The organism is Shewanella sp. N2AIL (genome assembly GCF_022690845.1).
GTDB classification, from domain to species: Bacteria; Pseudomonadota; Gammaproteobacteria; order Enterobacterales; family Shewanellaceae; genus Shewanella; species Shewanella baltica.
In genome coordinates this window covers 198,393-215,623 of record NZ_JALBYT010000002.1, presented here as the reverse complement: position 1 = coordinate 215,623, position 17,231 = coordinate 198,393, and the positions used below count along the sequence as shown (strand labels likewise).

Annotated in this window: 14 protein-coding genes; 1 reads left to right on the top strand and 13 read right to left on the bottom strand. The window is 46.2% G+C overall.

Going from position 1 to position 17,231, the window contains the following annotated elements:
- Position 1: 1 nt before the first annotated feature.
- The 3 genes from alaS to recA all read right to left on the bottom strand — a co-directional run bounded on the left by alaS (position 2) and on the right by recA (position 4,551).
- Positions 2-2,626 carry an alanine--tRNA ligase gene (alaS, locus tag MO387_RS02625; protein WP_107948607.1) on the bottom strand — a complete coding sequence of 875 codons (2,625 nt, stop codon included), beginning with the start codon at positions 2,624-2,626 and terminating at the stop codon, positions 2-4.
- Between the two features lie 369 nt (positions 2,627-2,995).
- On the bottom strand, positions 2,996-3,409 hold the full coding sequence (locus tag MO387_RS02620) for a regulatory protein RecX (protein ID WP_006082605.1): 414 nt from the start codon (positions 3,407-3,409) through the stop codon (positions 2,996-2,998).
- Between the two features lie 74 nt (positions 3,410-3,483).
- Complete coding sequence (gene recA, locus MO387_RS02615) at positions 3,484-4,551, bottom strand: recombinase RecA (protein ID WP_006082606.1); 1,068 nt, start codon at positions 4,549-4,551, stop codon at positions 3,484-3,486.
- A 384-nt stretch (positions 4,552-4,935) separates the two neighbouring features.
- Here recA and mutS point away from each other — a divergent pair, with 384 nt between their 5' ends.
- Positions 4,936-7,506: a DNA mismatch repair protein MutS gene (mutS, locus tag MO387_RS02610; RefSeq protein ID WP_107948609.1), complete on the top strand. Its 2,571-nt coding sequence runs from the start codon at positions 4,936-4,938 to the stop codon at positions 7,504-7,506.
- Positions 7,507-7,709: 203 nt separating this feature from the next.
- On the opposite strand, the gene rpoS is transcribed toward mutS, so the two are convergent.
- The 10 genes from rpoS to MO387_RS02560 form a co-directional block, all read right to left on the bottom strand.
- On the bottom strand, positions 7,710-8,690 hold the full coding sequence (gene rpoS / locus MO387_RS02605; protein WP_006086853.1) for an RNA polymerase sigma factor RpoS: 981 nt from the start codon (positions 8,688-8,690) through the stop codon (positions 7,710-7,712).
- An 80-nt stretch (positions 8,691-8,770) separates the two neighbouring features.
- Positions 8,771-9,667 carry a peptidoglycan DD-metalloendopeptidase family protein gene (locus MO387_RS02600; RefSeq protein WP_107948611.1) on the bottom strand — a complete coding sequence of 299 codons (897 nt, stop codon included), beginning with the start codon at positions 9,665-9,667 and terminating at the stop codon, positions 8,771-8,773.
- 100 nt (positions 9,668-9,767) lie between these two features.
- Positions 9,768-10,403 (bottom strand): protein-L-isoaspartate(D-aspartate) O-methyltransferase, encoded by a 636-nt coding sequence (locus tag MO387_RS02595; protein WP_006082610.1) that lies wholly within the window; start codon positions 10,401-10,403, stop codon positions 9,768-9,770.
- Entirely contained in the window at positions 10,400-11,149 is a 750-nt protein-coding gene (gene surE / locus MO387_RS02590) for a 5'/3'-nucleotidase SurE (RefSeq protein WP_107948613.1), read from the bottom strand. Before surE ends, MO387_RS02595 begins: the two co-directional genes overlap by 4 nt.
- Positions 11,146-12,279: a tRNA pseudouridine(13) synthase TruD gene (locus MO387_RS02585; protein ID WP_011847436.1), complete on the bottom strand. Its 1,134-nt coding sequence runs from the start codon at positions 12,277-12,279 to the stop codon at positions 11,146-11,148. The genes surE and MO387_RS02585 overlap by 4 nt, the downstream gene beginning before the upstream one ends.
- 20 nt (positions 12,280-12,299) lie before the next feature.
- The gene (gene ispF / locus MO387_RS02580; RefSeq protein ID WP_107948616.1) at positions 12,300-12,785 is read right to left on the bottom strand and encodes a 2-C-methyl-D-erythritol 2,4-cyclodiphosphate synthase; all 486 of its coding nucleotides are present in this window, start codon (positions 12,783-12,785) and stop codon (positions 12,300-12,302) included.
- A 37-nt stretch (positions 12,786-12,822) separates the two neighbouring features.
- Positions 12,823-13,614, bottom strand: a complete 792-nt coding sequence (ispD, locus tag MO387_RS02575; RefSeq protein ID WP_107948618.1) for a 2-C-methyl-D-erythritol 4-phosphate cytidylyltransferase — start codon at positions 13,612-13,614, stop codon at positions 12,823-12,825.
- 12 nt (positions 13,615-13,626) lie between these two features.
- Positions 13,627-13,926, bottom strand: a complete 300-nt coding sequence (gene ftsB / locus MO387_RS02570) for a cell division protein FtsB (protein ID WP_086010657.1) — start codon at positions 13,924-13,926, stop codon at positions 13,627-13,629.
- A gap of 99 nt (positions 13,927-14,025) precedes the next feature.
- Positions 14,026-15,321, bottom strand: a complete 1,296-nt coding sequence (eno, locus tag MO387_RS02565) for a phosphopyruvate hydratase (RefSeq protein ID WP_006082616.1) — start codon at positions 15,319-15,321, stop codon at positions 14,026-14,028.
- A gap of 230 nt (positions 15,322-15,551) precedes the next feature.
- On the bottom strand, positions 15,552-17,189 hold the full coding sequence (locus MO387_RS02560; protein ID WP_006082617.1) for a CTP synthase: 1,638 nt from the start codon (positions 17,187-17,189) through the stop codon (positions 15,552-15,554).
- Between the last annotated feature and the right edge of the window lie 42 nt (positions 17,190-17,231).

The following is a 17,231-nucleotide window of genomic DNA, read 5'->3' as shown; positions in this document are numbered from 1 at the left end:
CTTAAGCTAGACGCTCAGTAATCCAAGGTAATACTTGAGCCAATGCCGCATCCAGATTTTCTGGCTGGCTACCGCCCGCTTGAGCCATATCAGGACGACCGCCGCCTTTACCGCCCACTTGCGCAGCGACCATAGCGACTAGCTCACCCGCTTTGACTTTGCCGATCAGATCGTTACTCACACCAGCGATCAGGTTAACTTTCCCTTCCTGCGCGGTGCCAAGAACGATAATGGCCGATTTCAATTTTTGTTTTAATTCATCTTGTAGACCGCGTAATGAGCTTGCCTCAACGCCGTCTAACTTTTTGATCAGTACGTTAACGCCATTAACCACAACGGCATCGCCCACTAAATCAGCACTGGCTGCAGCCGCGAGTTTATCTTTCAACTGCGCCATTTCTTTTTCGAGTTGCTTCATCTTATCGAGCTGGGCTTTTAACTTAGCGACAACTGAGTTGGCATCGCCTTTCAATAAGGCTGCAGCTTCTTCCAGTTCAGCTTGTTGCTGCGCCACATAGGCCATAGCCGCAGCGCCAGTAACGGCTTCGATACGACGAACACCCGCAGCAATACCCGCTTCAGAGGTGATTTTGAATAAGCCAATATCGCCCGTGCGGCCCACATGGGTACCACCACACAATTCGATAGAGAAATCGCCCATAGTCACAACACGCACTTGTGAGTCATATTTCTCACCAAAGAGCGCCATTGCGCCTTTCTCTTTGGCTTCGTCTATACCCATTTCAGCGGTTTTCAGCTCATGGTTACGACGAATTTGAGTGTTAACTAATTCTTCAACTTCTTTTAATTCCGCGGCTTTTACACCTTCGAAATGGGAGAAGTCAAAACGCAAACGCTCAGGATCAACCAAAGAACCTTTTTGTGAAACGTGAGTACCGAGCACTTGACGCAGTGCGGCATGCAGTAAATGCGTAACAGAATGGTTTAACTGAGTACGGTGACGCAGTTTTTTGTCGACTTTCGCTTCAACAACTTGGCCAACACTCAAATGACCGGTAGCTAACACACCTTGATGGCCCGTTGCTTGACCATACTTTTGTGTGTCATTAACCGTAAACTCAACACCGTTCGCAACCAGTTGGCCTTTATCGCCCACTTGACCGCCAGATTCTGCGTAGAAAGGTGTTACATCGAGCACGACAACCGCTTCATCACCCGCTTTGATCGCCGTCACTGACTCACCGTTTTGATAAATCGCAGTGATCTTAGCTTGACCCGCTAATTCGGTGTAACCACTGAATGCGGTTTCAGCATCGATTTTCAGCGCCGCGTTATAATCTGCACCAAAGTTACCGGCAGCCTGTGCGCGGCTACGTTGTTCAGCCATGGCGACTTCGAAACCTGCTTCATCGACAATGATGTTGCGCTCACGACACACGTCAGCAGTTAAATCCATTGGGAAGCCATAGGTGTCATACAGCTTAAATACCGTTTCACCGTCTAAGGTGTCACCTTTTAACTCGTTTAAGGCCGCATCTAAAATGCCTAAACCACGTTCAAGCGTCCGGGCAAATTGCTCTTCTTCCGCTTTCAGTGCTTTTTCAACAATCGCTTGAGTCTCAGCTAACCCTTTGGCCGCATCGCCCATCACCGCAATCAAAGACGGAACCAGCTTATAGAAGAAAGCTTCGGTCGCGCCTAACTTGTTACCATGGCGAACGGCGCGACGAATAATGCGGCGCAGCACATAACCGCGGCCTTCGTTCGACGGCATAACACCATCGGCAATAAGGAATGCACATGAACGGATATGGTCGGCAATGACGCGCAGTGACTTCTCGGTTAAATCGCTTACGCCGATGATTTCTGCCGCCTTAGCGATCAACGTACGGAATATGTCGATTTCGTAGTTAGAATGTACGCCTTGCATAATCGCGGCAATACGCTCAATCCCCATGCCGGTATCAACCGATGGCTTAGGCAAAGGCAACATTTCACCCGATGCTTGACGGTTGTACTGCATGAACACTATGTTCCAGATTTCGATGAAACGATCGCCATCTTCTTCAGGACTGCCAGGACGGCCACCCCAAATGTGATCGCCATGATCATAGAAAATCTCAGAACATGGGCCGCAAGGACCGGTATCACCCATTTGCCAGAAGTTATCTGACGCATAAGCAGCACCTTTGTTGTCGCCGATACGGATAATGTTCTCGGCAGCAACACCAATCTTTTTATTCCAGATTTCAAAGGCTTCATCATCTGTTTGATAAATCGTGACGCACAGACGTTCCTTCGGCAGCTTTAAAGTTTCAGTTAAGAAAGTCCAGCCAAAACGAATCGCTTCTTCTTTGAAATAATCACCAAAACTGAAGTTACCCAGCATTTCGAAAAAGGTGTGATGACGTGCTGTATAACCGACGTTATCTAAATCGTTATGCTTACCACCGGCGCGTACACAACGTTGAGCAGTGGTCGCACGCGTATAATTGCGTTTGTCCATGCCAAGAAACACGTCCTTGAACTGGTTCATGCCTGCATTGGTAAATAAAAGTGTGGGATCGTTGCCTGGCACTAATGAACTACTGTCCACAACTTGATGACCATTGCTGCGGAAAAATTCGAGGAAAGCGCTTCTAAGCTCTGCTGTAGTTTGATACATGAAATCATCCTGAATTGGGTAAGCATTACCAGCTACGCCTTAGGCTAGCCGTATTTCTATTTGCCCAGCATTATAAGCAGACTGAGGAAGGACGACCAGCCTTGATTGGTGATATGCACATCAGGAATTTAATATTTTAGCGTGAATCGCCCACATAAGAGTGGCTAGAGGCCAAACAGCAATAATAAAGGACAATGACAGACTCTGCGGGTTAGGTGCAAAAAGTACAGTATTTGAGCAAGTGGGTAAAGTGTCGGGAACGAAAGCAACAAAGCCCATTTGATGACATTTTAGAGGAGATTTTCTGAGGACTTGTTAAAGAAGCTTTTGCAGTCTTAAGGTTACATCGCAATCGATGAATTAAGGCGATTAATAATCGTCGTCGAGATCATTGGGATCTGAATCTAACGCATAAGTGATTTGATCGTAGCTAAAGCCTTGGCCCATTAAAAACCGCACTCGTTTGGCCTTTTCCTTCGCGATGAGATCCCGGGCTTTAGAGCCCTTCACTTCTGTTACGCGGGGAATTCCATATTTTTTAGTGGCTTTATCTTTTGCTAGCTCAAACCAGTCACAATCACTATTGGTTATCGCCGCTTCAATGCAATCTTTAGACAGGCCTTTTTGCGCTATCGCTTGGCGAATGCGGATGGCACCGTGACCTCGACTAATGTGGCTACGGACCAACAGTTCAGCATAGCGATTATCATTGATAAAACCGGAGGATTCACATGCATCGAGCACAGGTTCGATATCATTCAGTTCGAAACCTTTTTCGAGCAATTTATCGTGGATTTGTAAGCGGGAATAATCGCGGCGCGCTAACAGCGCGACCGCAATTTGACGGGCTGACTGACTCAGAATACTTCGCCTGTTTCTAAATCAACATTATCTTCCGTGCTAGCATCATCTTTAGCAGCCAGTGCACTAGGATTGCTCAAAAGTAACTCACGTAATGTCTTGTCAATTTCAGTAGCAATGGCTGGGTTTTCAGTCAAATATTTACCCGCATTAGCACGACCTTGACCGATTTTATCACCTTTATAACTGTACCAAGCACCCGCTTTTTCAATCAACTTATGGGCTACGCCTAAGTCAACTAACTCACCAGTACGGTTAATACCTTGGCCGTAAAGGATTTGGAATTCGGCTTGCTTGAACGGTGCTGCAACCTTGTTTTTCACCACTTTAACGCGAGTTTCGTTACCGACAACTTCATCGCCGTCTTTAATGGCACCAGTACGACGAATGTCTAAACGAACAGAAGCATAGAACTTCAGCGCGTTACCACCGGTTGTCGTTTCTGGGTTACCGAACATCACACCAATCTTCATCCGGATTTGGTTGATGAAGATAAGTAAGGTGTTAGATTGCTTTAAGTTACCAGCAAGTTTACGCATAGCTTGGCTCATCATACGTGCCGCTAGGCCCATGTGAGAATCACCAATTTCGCCTTCGATTTCAGCTTTAGGCGTTAATGCCGCCACTGAGTCGACGACGATAACGTCAACAGCGCCTGAGCGAGTTAATGCATCACAAATCTCAAGCGCTTGCTCGCCGGTATCTGGTTGTGAACACAGAAGGTTATCAATATCTACGCCCAATTTTTTAGCATAGATAGGGTCGAGTGCATGCTCTGCATCGATAAAGGCACAGGTTTTACCTTCACGTTGCGCTGCGGCAATCACTTCTAAAGTCAGTGTCGTTTTACCTGATGATTCAGGACCATAGATCTCAACGATACGACCCATTGGCAAACCGCCAGCACCTAAAGCAACGTCCAGAGACAGAGAACCGGTAGAAATGGTCTCAACATCCATAGAGCGATCTTCGCCCAGCTTCATGATGGAGCCTTTACCAAATTGTTTCTCAATTTGGATCAATACCGCAGCAAGTGCTTTCTCTTTATTTGGATCGACCTTCATTCCAGTTCCCTCATCAAGACAAGCCTTAAGCTGTCAAAAGTAATATTCAATTTACAAACGGGTAATTCAAAAAGCCGCGCTTTTTGTCTTAATTCTGCTGACTAGTATACTGTACAATCATACAGTATCAAGACCTATGGCTGAATTATTTTTAGCTAATGGGATTTTTTAATATGGCTAAGGTTTTAGCGAATATCAAATCGGATATTGCATCCCTTTGACGAATATCCGTCATCAAGGGCTCAATTTTCGGTAAATTATTGCTAAGATTGGCGCAGCAAATTTTGCGTGGTCTTTTTAGCTAAAAATTGTACAGCAGTCTTCTGCTTCCATAGCGCTTAATCCCACATAACCACGGCAGTCACAACGGACGATAACGATTTAATGAATGTAATTGATACCGATGATTTAGAAAAACATACTCCTATGATGCGTCAGTACTTGACCATGAAAGCAGAACATCACGACATGTTGCTGTTTTATCGCATGGGTGACTTCTACGAGTTGTTTTATGACGATGCTAAACGTGCTTCTGAGCTGTTAGGCATTTCACTCACGGCGCGCGGTAAAAGTGGTGGCGATCCTATCCCTATGGCGGGACTGCCTTACCATGCTGTGGAAGGCTATCTTGCGAAATTAGTTCAAATTGGTCAATCGGTTGCGATATGTGAACAAATTGGCGACCCAGCAACCTCTAAAGGGCCAGTTGAGCGTAAAGTGGTGCGTATCGTCACGCCTGGCACCTTAACCGACGAAGCCCTGCTGCAGGAACGCCAAGACAATCTATTGGCAGCGGTTTATCAAGGTAAAATCGGTTTTGGTTATGCCACTCTGGATGTTTCATCCGGGCGTTTTGTGATTGCCGAGCTCGAGACGCGAGAGTCATTAGAAGCTGAATTGCAACGCACTAATCCCGTTGAAATTCTCTACAGTGAAGACTTTGGCGAACTAGGTCTACTAAACGGTTTTAAAGGTAAACGTCGTCGCCCTGAATGGGAATTTGATTACGACACTAGCATCAAGTTACTACTGACTCAGTTTGGCACGAAAGACTTGCATGGTTTTGGTATTGCAGATGCACGTTTATCACTGCAAGCTGCGGGTTGCTTAATGCAATATGTCAAAGACACACAGCGCACAGCCCTGCCCCATATCAATGCCATTACCCGCTTCAATCAAACCGATAGCATAGTGCTCGATGCGGCAACTCGCCGAAATCTAGAACTCACTCAAAACCTTGCCGGTGGCCGCGATAATACCTTAGCCGCAGTATTAGATAACACGGCAACGCCTATGGGCAGCCGCATGTTGCAACGCTGGATCCATCAGCCGCTGCGAGATCCAAAACACATCAAAGCACGCCAACAGGCGGTGACTGAATTACTCGATACCACCGCCCACGAAGGTCTGCATGAGCAGTTAAAGGCACTTGGCGATATTGAACGTATCATGGCAAGACTCGCGCTGCGTACCGCTCGCCCAAGAGACTTTGCCCGTTTACGTCAAGCGCTGGGCTTACTACCTGAATTACAACAGAGTTTAAGCACACTGAGCGCGCCGCATACGACTCAATTACGGCAACACTTAGGTGAGTTCCCCGCTGAACAAGCCTTGCTTGAGCGCGCGATAGTCGATAATCCTCCCATGCTTATCCGCGATGGCGGAGTGATCCGTGAAGGCTACAACAGCGAATTAGATGAATGGCGCGGTCTTAGCGAAGGTGCGAGCGATTACTTAGTACAACTCGAAGCCAGAGAAAAAGAACGTACTGGTATCAACACACTTAAAGTCGGCTATAACCGTGTACACGGCTATTACATCGAAGTGAGTCGCTTGCAATCCTCGCAAGTGCCACTCAATTACCAACGACGTCAAACCCTTAAGAATATGGAGCGTTATATCACGCCCGAACTTAAGGAGTACGAAGAAAAAGTGCTCTCGAGCCAAGGTAAAGCGCTGGCACTCGAAAAGCAATTATGGGAACAGTTATTCGATCTTATTCTGCCCAAATTGCATGAATTACAAGCTTTTGCTCGAGCGGCGGCTGAGCTTGATGTGTTGAGTAACTTTGCCGAACGCGCCGAAACCTTGGGCTACACTTGCCCAGAGCTGAGCCAAGATATCGGCGTACAGATAGAGGCTGGTCGCCACCCAGTCGTGGAACGTGTGAGTCAAACACCGTTTATCGCTAACCCAGTCACCTTGCACAATCAAAGACGTATGTTGATTGTCACCGGACCTAACATGGGCGGTAAATCTACCTATATGCGTCAAGTCGCCTTGATCACGCTGATGGCCCATATTGGTTGTTTTGTGCCAGCAGATCGCGCACTGATAGGCCCTATCGATCGTATCTTTACCCGTATTGGCGCCTCTGACGATCTGGCCTCTGGCCGTTCAACCTTTATGGTCGAAATGACAGAAACCGCCAACATTCTACACAACGCCACCGCCAGTAGCTTAGTGTTAATGGATGAAATCGGCCGCGGCACATCCACCTATGATGGTTTATCGCTCGCTTGGTCGGCAGCAGAGTATTTAGCCCAGCAAGTCGGCGCTATGACCCTATTCGCCACCCATTATTTTGAATTAACTCAGTTACCTGAATTAATGGCTGGTGTTTACAATGTGCACCTTGATGCCATTGAACACGACGATACCATCGCCTTTATGCATGCAGTGCAAGAAGGCGCCGCCAGTAAAAGCTACGGCTTACAAGTTGCGGCACTTGCCGGTGTGCCAAATAAGGTAATTAAAGCCGCTAAACATAAGTTGCAGCAATTGGAGAGTCGTGATCATCAAGCTGAAGGAACGAGGACGCCTATTCAAAGCTTACTCGCGTTACCTGAACCAGTTGAGAATCCAGCGTTAACGAAGTTAAGTAGCATTAATCCCGATAACTTAACGCCAAAGCAGGCACTTGATTTGCTCTATGAGCTGAAACGTCTGAGCTAAAGCTCTGTGAACGGGTGATATTCGCCAAGCGATATGATAAGCAATAAAGGATTAGAAACAACAACGCCCACTCTTTAGTGGGCGTTTTACTTTTATCGACTAGACCTAAGCACTAGACTAAATCACTAGACCTTAGCTAGGAGCTAGGCATAGAGATCAACGAACAACTGATCTTAATTTCTCATTTATTAGTTTCGAAATAATTAGTTTCTAAACAATGCTTCAACAGATAAACCTTGAGATCCTAATAAGTCGCGTAAACGTTTCAATGCTTCTACTTGGATTTGACGTACACGTTCGCGGGTCAAACCAATTTCAGCACCCACATCTTCGAGTGTAGAAGGTTCATAACCTAACAGACCAAAACGGCGGGCTAACACTTCTCTTTGTTTAGTGTTTAACTCATTGAGCCATTTGACCACTGAATTAGAAATATCTTCATCTTGCACTTTATAGTCAGGGCCAACGTTATCGTCATCGGCTAAAATATCCAGCAACGCCTTGTCATTATCGCCCCCCAAAGGCGTATCGACAGAGGTGATTTTCTCATTCAGCTTAAGCATACGGCTGACATCAGCACTCGACACTTGCAGTTTTTCGGCAATTTCTTCGGCCGTTGGTTCGTGATCGAGTTTTTGTGCTAACTCGCGAGCGGTACGCAAGTAAACGTTAAGTTCTTTAACAACATGAATAGGCAAACGAATCGTACGAGTCTGATTCATAATAGCGCGCTCAATGGTTTGTCTAATCCACCAAGTCGCATAGGTTGAAAAACGGAAACCTCTTTCTGGATCAAACTTTTCAACGGCACGAATTAAACCTAAGTTGCCTTCTTCGATAAGATCAAGCAGTGCTAAACCACGATTGTTGTAACGACGGGCAATCTTTACGACCAGACGTAAATTACTTTCAATCATGCGATTACGGGATTTTGCGCAGCCTTTTAAGGCTTTACGGGAAAAGTAAACTTCTTCTTCTGCGCTAAGCAGTGGGGAAAAACCAATCTCACCAAGGTAAAGTTGAGTGGCATCAAGATTTTTTTGCAGGTCATCTTGAACCTGTTGCTCTATTCCTAGCTCTTGAACTAAATCGGATGCAACTTCTTCTTTTTCAAGATCGAAGTCAACAGTGTCTACGGATAAATCTACTAGTGCTTCTGCGGCAGTGCTTTTTATGCGGCTCATGATTAAATCTCCCAAACCTGATTAAACTGCTGAATTAGTGCAATTTCCTATCCTCCATTTGCCAACAAGGCCCCAAGCAATCATTGTTTGGGTAAATAAGTAAGTGGGTTTACAGACTGTCCATGGTAACGAATTTCAAAATGTAACATTACCCGATTGGCACCTGTACTGCCCATTTTTGCAACTGTCTGCCCTGCGAGGACATGTTGCTTTTCTTTGACTAAGATCTTGTCCGTATGAGCATAAGCACTAAGGTAATCGTCACTATGTTTAATAATCACTAAATTACCGTAACCCCTAAGAGCACTTCCTGCGTATACCACCCGCCCATCTGCAGCAGCTTTGATGATATCTCCCCGATTCCCCGCGATCTTAATGCCTTTATTTCCCTGCTCATTGGCAGAGTAAGTCCCGATTAACTTCCCTCTTACTGGCCACTCCCACTGACTCACACTGGTTGGTAGTGTCGAAGTCGGTGGAACCATGATTGAGTTAACATTTTGTTGGGAACTTGTTACAAGGTACGCGGGCTTAGCTTTCTGATCAAGTGTTTTTTTCAGATCATTACTTGACTTAGCGCCGGTTTGAGAAACTTGATTATCTGTTTGTTTTATATCGTTTTTACTAGAATTATTACCCGATGAGCTCGTTTTATTTCCATCTAAAGTCGTAGATTTTGACTGACTACTCGACTTAGCATTCGTTAAATATAAAATCTGTCCGGGGTAAATTGTATAAGGGTTATCTAATTGATTAAGTTTAGCTATTTCAGAAAAATCCTTTCCTGCTCCCCAAGAAATAGAGTAAAGCGTGTCGCCTTTCTTAACTTTATATGAATTCGATTTAATGTGGCCTTTGTTGTTTTTAGAGTAGCTATGGGAAATATTTTCGACGGGCGCGGGTCGGCTGGCCTGAAAGCTACAGCCTGCAAGCAGAAATATAAAGCAGAGGTTTAAGACTAAACCCGCATTCAACAATAAAAACTCCTTGGTGAGGCTGTATTACTGTTTATGATGAGAAAACAATGCCCTCGTTGCAAGACAAGTTGTTCAGTGGGGACAGTAGCACAACACAAGGTTAAGCTAACTCTCCATTAATCAAAGGGACAAATTTAACCGTTTCAATTGTTTCCGAACTGAAGCGGTCCGCAGTACGAGTGATTCGCATCAATTGCTGGGTATCTTCGCCGACTGGCAGAACTAACACTCCGCCCTCCGCTAATTGAGACAGTAAGGCCTCAGGTATAGTCGAAGCGGCAGCGGTCACCATAATGGCATCGAACGGGCTACGATTCGCCCAACCTAACCAGCCATCACCATATTTAAACGACACATTATGTAAATCTAGTCGTTTTAAGCGCTGTCTCGCTTGAATTTGCAAACCTTTGATGCGCTCGATAGTACAAAGCTGCGGCACTAATTGCGCCAAAATTGCCGCCTGATAACCCGATCCTGTGCCCACTTCTAATACGCGCTGGGGCATCTTATGCAGTAAGAGTTCGGTCATACGGGCGACGATATAAGGCTGCGAGATGGTTTGCCCTTGGCCAATCGGTAAAGCGGTATTTTCATAGGCTTTATGGGCTAGCGCATTATCGAGAAACATTTCCCGCGGCGTATGCGATATCGCCTTTAACACGGCTTGATTGCGGATCCCCGCATCATGAAGCTTTTTAGCTAAGTTCACCGCCGATGTTAAGGCAACTCGAGTCATATTTTATCTACCCAATTTTGCAATGCCGTTAGTTGTCCGTAGGCAGTTAAATCAACCGTCAAAGGCGTAATTGACACATAGCCATTGGCGACAGCATGAAAATCAGTGCCCTCAGTGGCGTCCTGCTCTTGTCCTGGTGGACCGAGCCAGAAGATCTCGCGTCCTGCGGGATCTTGCGTTCGTACTATGCCTTCAGCCTTATGACGAGCCCCAAGGCGAGTCACTTTAATGCCTTTGATTTGATCAAGCGGCAAGTCCGGCACATTCACATTTAAAATCTGATCTTTTGCCAAAGGCTGGGCCAACAAGCCTTGAACTATCCGCCGAGCATAAACCGCCGCCGATTGATAATGTTCGAATTTGCGGCCATTGAGCGAAATCGCGACAGCAGGAAAACCTAAAAAGCGCCCTTCCATCGCGGCGGCAACAGTCCCCGAATACAAGGTATCATCGCCCATGTTCGCGCCCGCATTGATGCCAGACACCACCATATCGGGTTCGCCATCGTACAATTCTCGGATAGCCAAATGCACACAATCGGTCGGTGTACCGTGAACAGAAATGTAACCGTTATCTAACCTATTAATTCTTAATGGATTAGTCAAGGTTAATGAATTGCTCGCACCAGAACAATTACGATCTGGCCCCACTGTCAGCACAGTCGCAATTTCGGTCAAGGCCTCAGTTAAGGCTTTGATCCCCGGTGCATTAACCCCGTCATCGTTGCTCACTAAGATGCGGATCATGACTCTGCTTCAATGTTAGGCGCAGCTTCAGTCTTAGTTTCAATTGTATCAGCCGCAACGTTAGCATTCGTTGCCTCTGGTGCAGGCTCCTGCACCAGTGTCGCTTGCCATTGCTGCTCTTTAACATCTTGATAATTGACTAACTCTCTCAACAAGGATGTGGCAAAACTGCCCGCAGGCAACACAAACTCAAGCACAAGACCATCGGCGGTTTGTTCGTATTTAAGGGCTTGAGGCTCAAGCAGTAACGGACGACGCTCTTGCTCTAATCCCGCATGTTCAAGGCCATAGCAATCGTCAGCCAACTCACTCATGGCCAAGGTTTCCACCGCAGCAGCTTCGCCTTGAGGCAGCATCATGCCACGGCCCCATAAGGGTGCTGATAGTTGAATGTCTTTTTCAATCAGACGTTTCAACACAATGAGATCCCATTCAGGCGTAACGAAGAAGCTTTTGCTGCCCGCCAACATCACACAATCCCCCGCTAGCGGCTTAGTGCCATGGTTGGCTAAACGATACGACACTACAGTGTTAAACAGATTTGAGCGCACCGCAGACAAATACATGCTGCGCTTATTTCTATCTTTGACTTTTTTACCCGCCATCATTTGGCGACCAAAAACTAAGTTTTTGCCATCGTGACCAAAGCGTTGCTCACCAAAGTAATTGGGCACGCCCACTTGAGCGACCTTTTCGATACGGCTGATAATGTCTTCGACTTGGGTAACATTTCTTAGGGTAAGAATAAAACGGTTACCGACTAAAGCACCAATTCGCAGTTTTTTGCTGTGACGGCTGCTCGACAATATGGTCAAACGCTCGCTATTGAGATCTTTCCAAAGCGGCGTTTCTTTACCCGGAATACGCACACCGAACCATTGTTCTGTGATGGCATTTTTATCTTTTTGCCCAGCGTAGGTCACTTCCTTCGGATGCACCTTAGCGAACTTAGCGATCATTTCAGCGACTTGTACTGTATTTAGCCCTTCTTTGCGTACATGCAGCATGTGATGTTCACCTTCACCCGTTGGGCTAAAAGGTAAAATCTCTTTCACGATAAAATCGCTATTTTGGGTTCTTAAATCTGCTGTACCTAAAGGCTTGCCATACAGATAATGTAATTCGCTCATGGGACTTTTTTACTCTTAAGTTAATCGTGTTTACGGGTCATCAATACCACGGCTTCTACCGCAATACCTTCTTTACGCCCGGTAAATCCTAGCTGTTCAGTCGTGGTCGCTTTGACGTTAATGTCGTCAAGTTCCGAGGTTAAATCTGCGGCCAATATTTGGCGCATTGCCTCAATGTGCGGCGCCATTTTAGGGGCTTGCGCTATGATAGTGACGTCAAGATTACCCAGCACAAAGCCTTTCGCCCTCGCTAAAGCATAGCAATGACGCAGCAATACGCGGCTATCAGCACCTTTATAGGCGGCATCTGTGTCGGGGAAATGTTTACCTATATCGCCCAGCGCTAGCGCACCGAGGATCGCATCGGAAATCGCATGCAATACCACATCACCATCGGAGTGAGCAACGAGACCGATTTCATAGGGCACTTCCACACCACACAAAATTAACGGGCGTGTTTCGCCAAATTTATGCACATCGAAACCATGGCCGATACGGATTTTCATTTAATATTCCTAACGTATTATTTTACTTTGATTATGACTATTTTGCGGCACGCATTAAAAACAGTTCGGCCAATCCCAAATCATCGGGATGCGTCACTTTTATATTGTCAGCACGGCCCGAAACAAGTCCGGGTGAAATGCCCGCCCATTCCATCGCCGAAGCCTCATCTGTCACGACCGCACCTGCCGCCATAGCGGCATTGAGGTAATCTTTTAGCTGCGCTGCCGGAAATAACTGCGGCGTCAATGCATGCCATAAATTATCTCGGCACACAGTAGCGCTGATTTCGCCCTGTTTATTCGCCCGCTTCATGGTATCGCGCACTGGCATGGCCAAAATAGCGCCTTGGGGAAATTGCACTCTGGATGCGAGTAATTTATCGATATCCGTCGCGGTCAAACAAGGTCTTGCCGCATCGTGCACTAAGGCCCAACTATGTTCGGGCGCAATTTGCAGCGCCGCCAACACAGAATCTGCGCGCTCACCGCCGCCTAACACTGTGGTCAATTTGGGATGCGCTGCCTGTGGCAGGGTATTGAAAATAGTATCATTCGGATGTAAGGCGACGATGACGTGGGAAATGTGCGGGTGAGACAACAGCTTATCTAAAGTATGGCCGAGAATACTCTGGCCGCACACTTCAAGATATTGTTTAGGTCTGTCGGCGCCCATGCGGCTGCCAATGCCCGCTGCGGGAACGATAGCCACCACAGCTTGAGTGATATGCTCAGCTTGGCGCTGCAATTCAGTTTGCATTACCGGCTCAGATTGACTGCCTGGATTGGATTGTTCGCTTAATCCAAGATCTAAATGTCCTAGCTCTGACATCCTAACTCCATATTACTGGGATGGACTCGATACTGAGCGATCACCACCCACGACGCGATAGAAGGTTTCACCTTCTTTGACCATGCCAAGTTCGTTACGCGCACGTTCTTCTATGGCTTCGGTACCACTTTTCAAATCGATGATTTCTTCCTTCAGCACTTGGTTACGCTCATTAAGTTTGGCGTTACCTTCTTGCTGCGCGGCAATTTGTTTTTGCAGGACGAAATATTCAGGAAGACTATTATCTCCCGACCAAAGACGAAATTGCAGTAAACCGAGTAGCACTATGAGTGCAATGACAAAAAATTTCATGGAGGAATTAGCGTCAGTATCTTGGATTAAAAAAATATACAGCAGATAGTACAACAAAAAAGGCCACCAAGTGGTGGCCTTTTTACATCAAAGTTTAAATTACGCCTGACCTTTGATCTCTTTCAAACCACGGTATGGGGCTTTTTCACCTAATTGCTCTTCGATGCGCAGCAATTGGTTGTACTTAGCAACACGGTCAGAACGACACAGTGAACCGGTTTTGATTTGGCCAGCAGCAGTACCTACGGCTAAGTCAGCAATGGTTGAATCTTCAGTTTCACCACTACGGTGTGAAATCACTGCTGTGTAACCCGCTTCTTTCGCCATGCGAATGGCCGCTAAAGTCTCAGTCAATGAACCGATTTGGTTAAACTTGATAAGGATTGAGTTAGCAATACCGTTTTCGATACCACGGGTTAAGATTTTAGTGTTAGTTACGAATAAATCGTCGCCCACTAATTGGATCTTGTCGCCCATGATTTGAGTTTGGTAAGCCCAACCATCCCAATCTGATTCGTCTAAGCCGTCTTCGATAGACACGATTGGATATTGGTCAGCCAATGATTTTAAGAAATCAGAGAAACCGTTCGAGTCGAATACTTTGCCTTCGCCCGCTAAATCGTATTTGCCGTCTTTGTAGAATTCAGATGCGGCGCAATCTAGCGCTAAGGTCACATCCGTACCTAACTTGTAGCCAGCCAGTTCAACCGCTTCTTTGATAATGGCTAACGCATCAGCGTTTGACGCTAAGTTAGGTGCAAAACCACCTTCATCACCTACAGAAGTGCTTAGACCTTTGTCGTGCAATACTTTTTTCAGCGTATGGAAGATTTCAGCGCCCATGCGCAGTGCTTCACGGAAGGTTTTCGCGCCAACTGGTTGCACCATGAATTCTTGGATATCAACGTTGTTATCCGCGTGCTCGCCACCGTTTAAGATGTTCATCATAGGCACAGGCATAGAATATTGGCCTGGCGTGCCGTTCAATTCAGCGATGTGCGCGTATAAAGGAATACCTTTAAATGCTGCAGCCGCTTTGGCAGCCGCTAAAGACACAGCCAGAATCGCGTTTGCGCCTAACTTGTCTTTGTTTTCTGTGCCGTCTAAGTCGATCATGATTTGATCAAGCTCAGCTTGTGCAGTGGCATCTTTGCCTAATAACGCAGTGCGGATTAAATCGTTTACATTGGCAACAGCCGTTAATACGCCTTTGCCTAAATAACGGCTTTTATCGCCATCACGTAATTCTAACGCTTCGCGGCTACCGGTAGATGCGCCAGAAGGCGCCGCAGCCATACCCACAAAACCACCTTCTAAATGCACTTCGGCTTCAACAGTTGGGTTACCACGAGAATCCATAATCTCGCGACCAATCACGTTAATAATCTTAGCCATAACACCCTCGATTTAAGTTTAAAGATAAAAGAAAAAACCAATACCTATGGGAATAAATGGAAGTCACATACCGCAGAAAATAACAAAATTCCATTTACGGTTTGCGTCCATACAGATGCAACTGATACGCATTCTGTTTATACCCAGAGGTATTAAATTCTTATGTTTCAAGTAGCGACGAGTGTAGCAAAAGGCCGGCCCCACTGTCGCGGGTCCGGCCTCAAATATTCTTACTTCAGATCACGTTTTTGATGCGCACTTGCCGCAGCAATAAACCCTTCGAACAATGGGTGACCATCGCGCGGAGTTGAGGTGAACTCAGGATGGAATTGACCTGCAACAAACCATGGGTGATCTTTTAATTCGATCATTTCCACCAGCTTACGATCAGAAGACAAACCGCTGAAGATCATGCCAGCTTGTTCTAAACGCTCTCTGTATTTGTTGTTCACTTCATAACGGTGACGGTGACGTTCTACACAGCTGTTGCCTTTGTAGGCTTGAGCCGCTTTAGAACCATCGAGTAAATGACACAATTGAGCGCCTAAACGCATAGTGCCACCTAAGTCAGACGCTTCATGGCGCTGCTCGACGTTACCTTCTTCGTCAATCCATTCAGTGATCAAACCCACGACTGGGAATGGTGTTTCTTTATTGAATTCAGTTGAATGTGCATCAGCCATGCCAGCAACATTACGCGCAAATTCAATCAGGGCAACTTGCATACCTAAACAAATACCGAAATACGGTAGATTGTTTTCACGGGCAAATTTTGCCGCCAGTATCTTACCTTCAACACCACGCTCGCCAAAACCGCCTGGTACTAAGATACCGTCTAAGCCCTGTAAGACTTCTTCGCCTTTGGCTTCTACGGTTTGTGAATCAATGTACTTGATGGTCACAGATACGCGGTTTTTAAGGCCAGCGTGTTTTAATGCTTCGTTAACTGACTTATATGCATCTGGCAGTTCAATGTATTTACCCACCATACCAATAACGACTTCGCCGTTTGGATTAGCTTCTTGATAAATCACATTTTCCCACTCAGACAGATCCGCTTCACGGCATTCTAAACCGAAACGCTTAACCACTAAGTCATCCAAACCTTGCGAACGTAACAAAGCTGGGATTTTATAAATACTATCAACATCTTTTAATGAAATAACCGCACGCTCTTCGACGTTACAGAACAGCGAAATTTTGGCTTTTTCATTAGCAGGAATCGCACGGTCACCACGGCAAACCAGCACATCTGGTGCAATACCGATAGAACGCAGCTCTTTCACTGAGTGTTGAGTTGGCTTAGTTTTCACTTCGCCTGCAGCACCTAAGAAAGGCACTAAGGTTAAATGCATGAACAGAGTACGATCACGACCCAGCTCAACACCGAGCTGACGGATAGACTCTAGGAACGGCAAGGATTCGATATCACCCACAGTACCGCCGATTTCGACGATAGCAACATCATGGCCTTCGCCACCTGCTAATACTTTTTCTTTAATCGCATTAGTGATGTGTGGGATAACCTGAATGGTTGCGCCCAAATAATCGCCACGACGTTCTTTACGTAATACTTCTTCGTAAATACGACCGGTAGTGAAGTTGTTACGACGATTCATCTTAGTACGGATGAAACGCTCGTAGTGACCCAAGTCGAGATCTGTTTCTGCACCGTCTTCAGTAACAAATACTTCGCCATGTTGGGTTGGGCTCATGGTACCCGGATCAACGTTAATGTAAGGGTCCAGTTTCATGATGGTTACATTGAGACCGCGGGCCTCTAAAATTGCAGCTAATGATGCTGCTGCAATGCCTTTACCTAGTGATGAAACAACGCCACCAGTAACGAAGATATACCTTGTAGTCATGCTGAACCTGAGAAAATGAGTTTGAAAATACGTGCTTGTAAG

Bases quoted from the DNA above. Each gene is read 5' to 3' on its own strand.
- mutS (WP_107948609.1), top strand. From the start codon at position 4,936: ATGAATGTAATTGATACCGATGATTTAGAAAAACATACTCCTATGATG.
- rpoS (WP_006086853.1), bottom strand. From the start codon at position 8,690: ATGAGCCGCATAAAAAGCACTGCCGCAGAAGCACTAGTAGATTTATCC.
- ispD (WP_107948618.1), bottom strand. From the start codon at position 13,614: ATGTCAGAGCTAGGACATTTAGATCTTGGATTAAGCGAACAATCCAAT.
- alaS (WP_107948607.1), bottom strand. From the start codon at position 2,626: ATGTATCAAACTACAGCAGAGCTTAGAAGCGCTTTCCTCGAATTTTTC.
- MO387_RS02595 (WP_006082610.1), bottom strand. From the start codon at position 10,403: ATGACTCGAGTTGCCTTAACATCGGCGGTGAACTTAGCTAAAAAGCTT.
- surE (WP_107948613.1), bottom strand. From the start codon at position 11,149: ATGATCCGCATCTTAGTGAGCAACGATGACGGGGTTAATGCACCGGGG.
- recA (WP_006082606.1), bottom strand. From the start codon at position 4,551: ATGAAGGTCGATCCAAATAAAGAGAAAGCACTTGCTGCGGTATTGATC.
- ispF (WP_107948616.1), bottom strand. From the start codon at position 12,785: ATGAAAATCCGTATCGGCCATGGTTTCGATGTGCATAAATTTGGCGAA.
- ftsB (WP_086010657.1), bottom strand. From the start codon at position 13,926: ATGAAATTTTTTGTCATTGCACTCATAGTGCTACTCGGTTTACTGCAA.
- MO387_RS02560 (WP_006082617.1), bottom strand. From the start codon at position 17,189: ATGACTACAAGGTATATCTTCGTTACTGGTGGCGTTGTTTCATCACTA.
- MO387_RS02585 (WP_011847436.1), bottom strand. From the start codon at position 12,279: ATGAGCGAATTACATTATCTGTATGGCAAGCCTTTAGGTACAGCAGAT.
- eno (WP_006082616.1), bottom strand. From the start codon at position 15,321: ATGGCTAAGATTATTAACGTGATTGGTCGCGAGATTATGGATTCTCGT.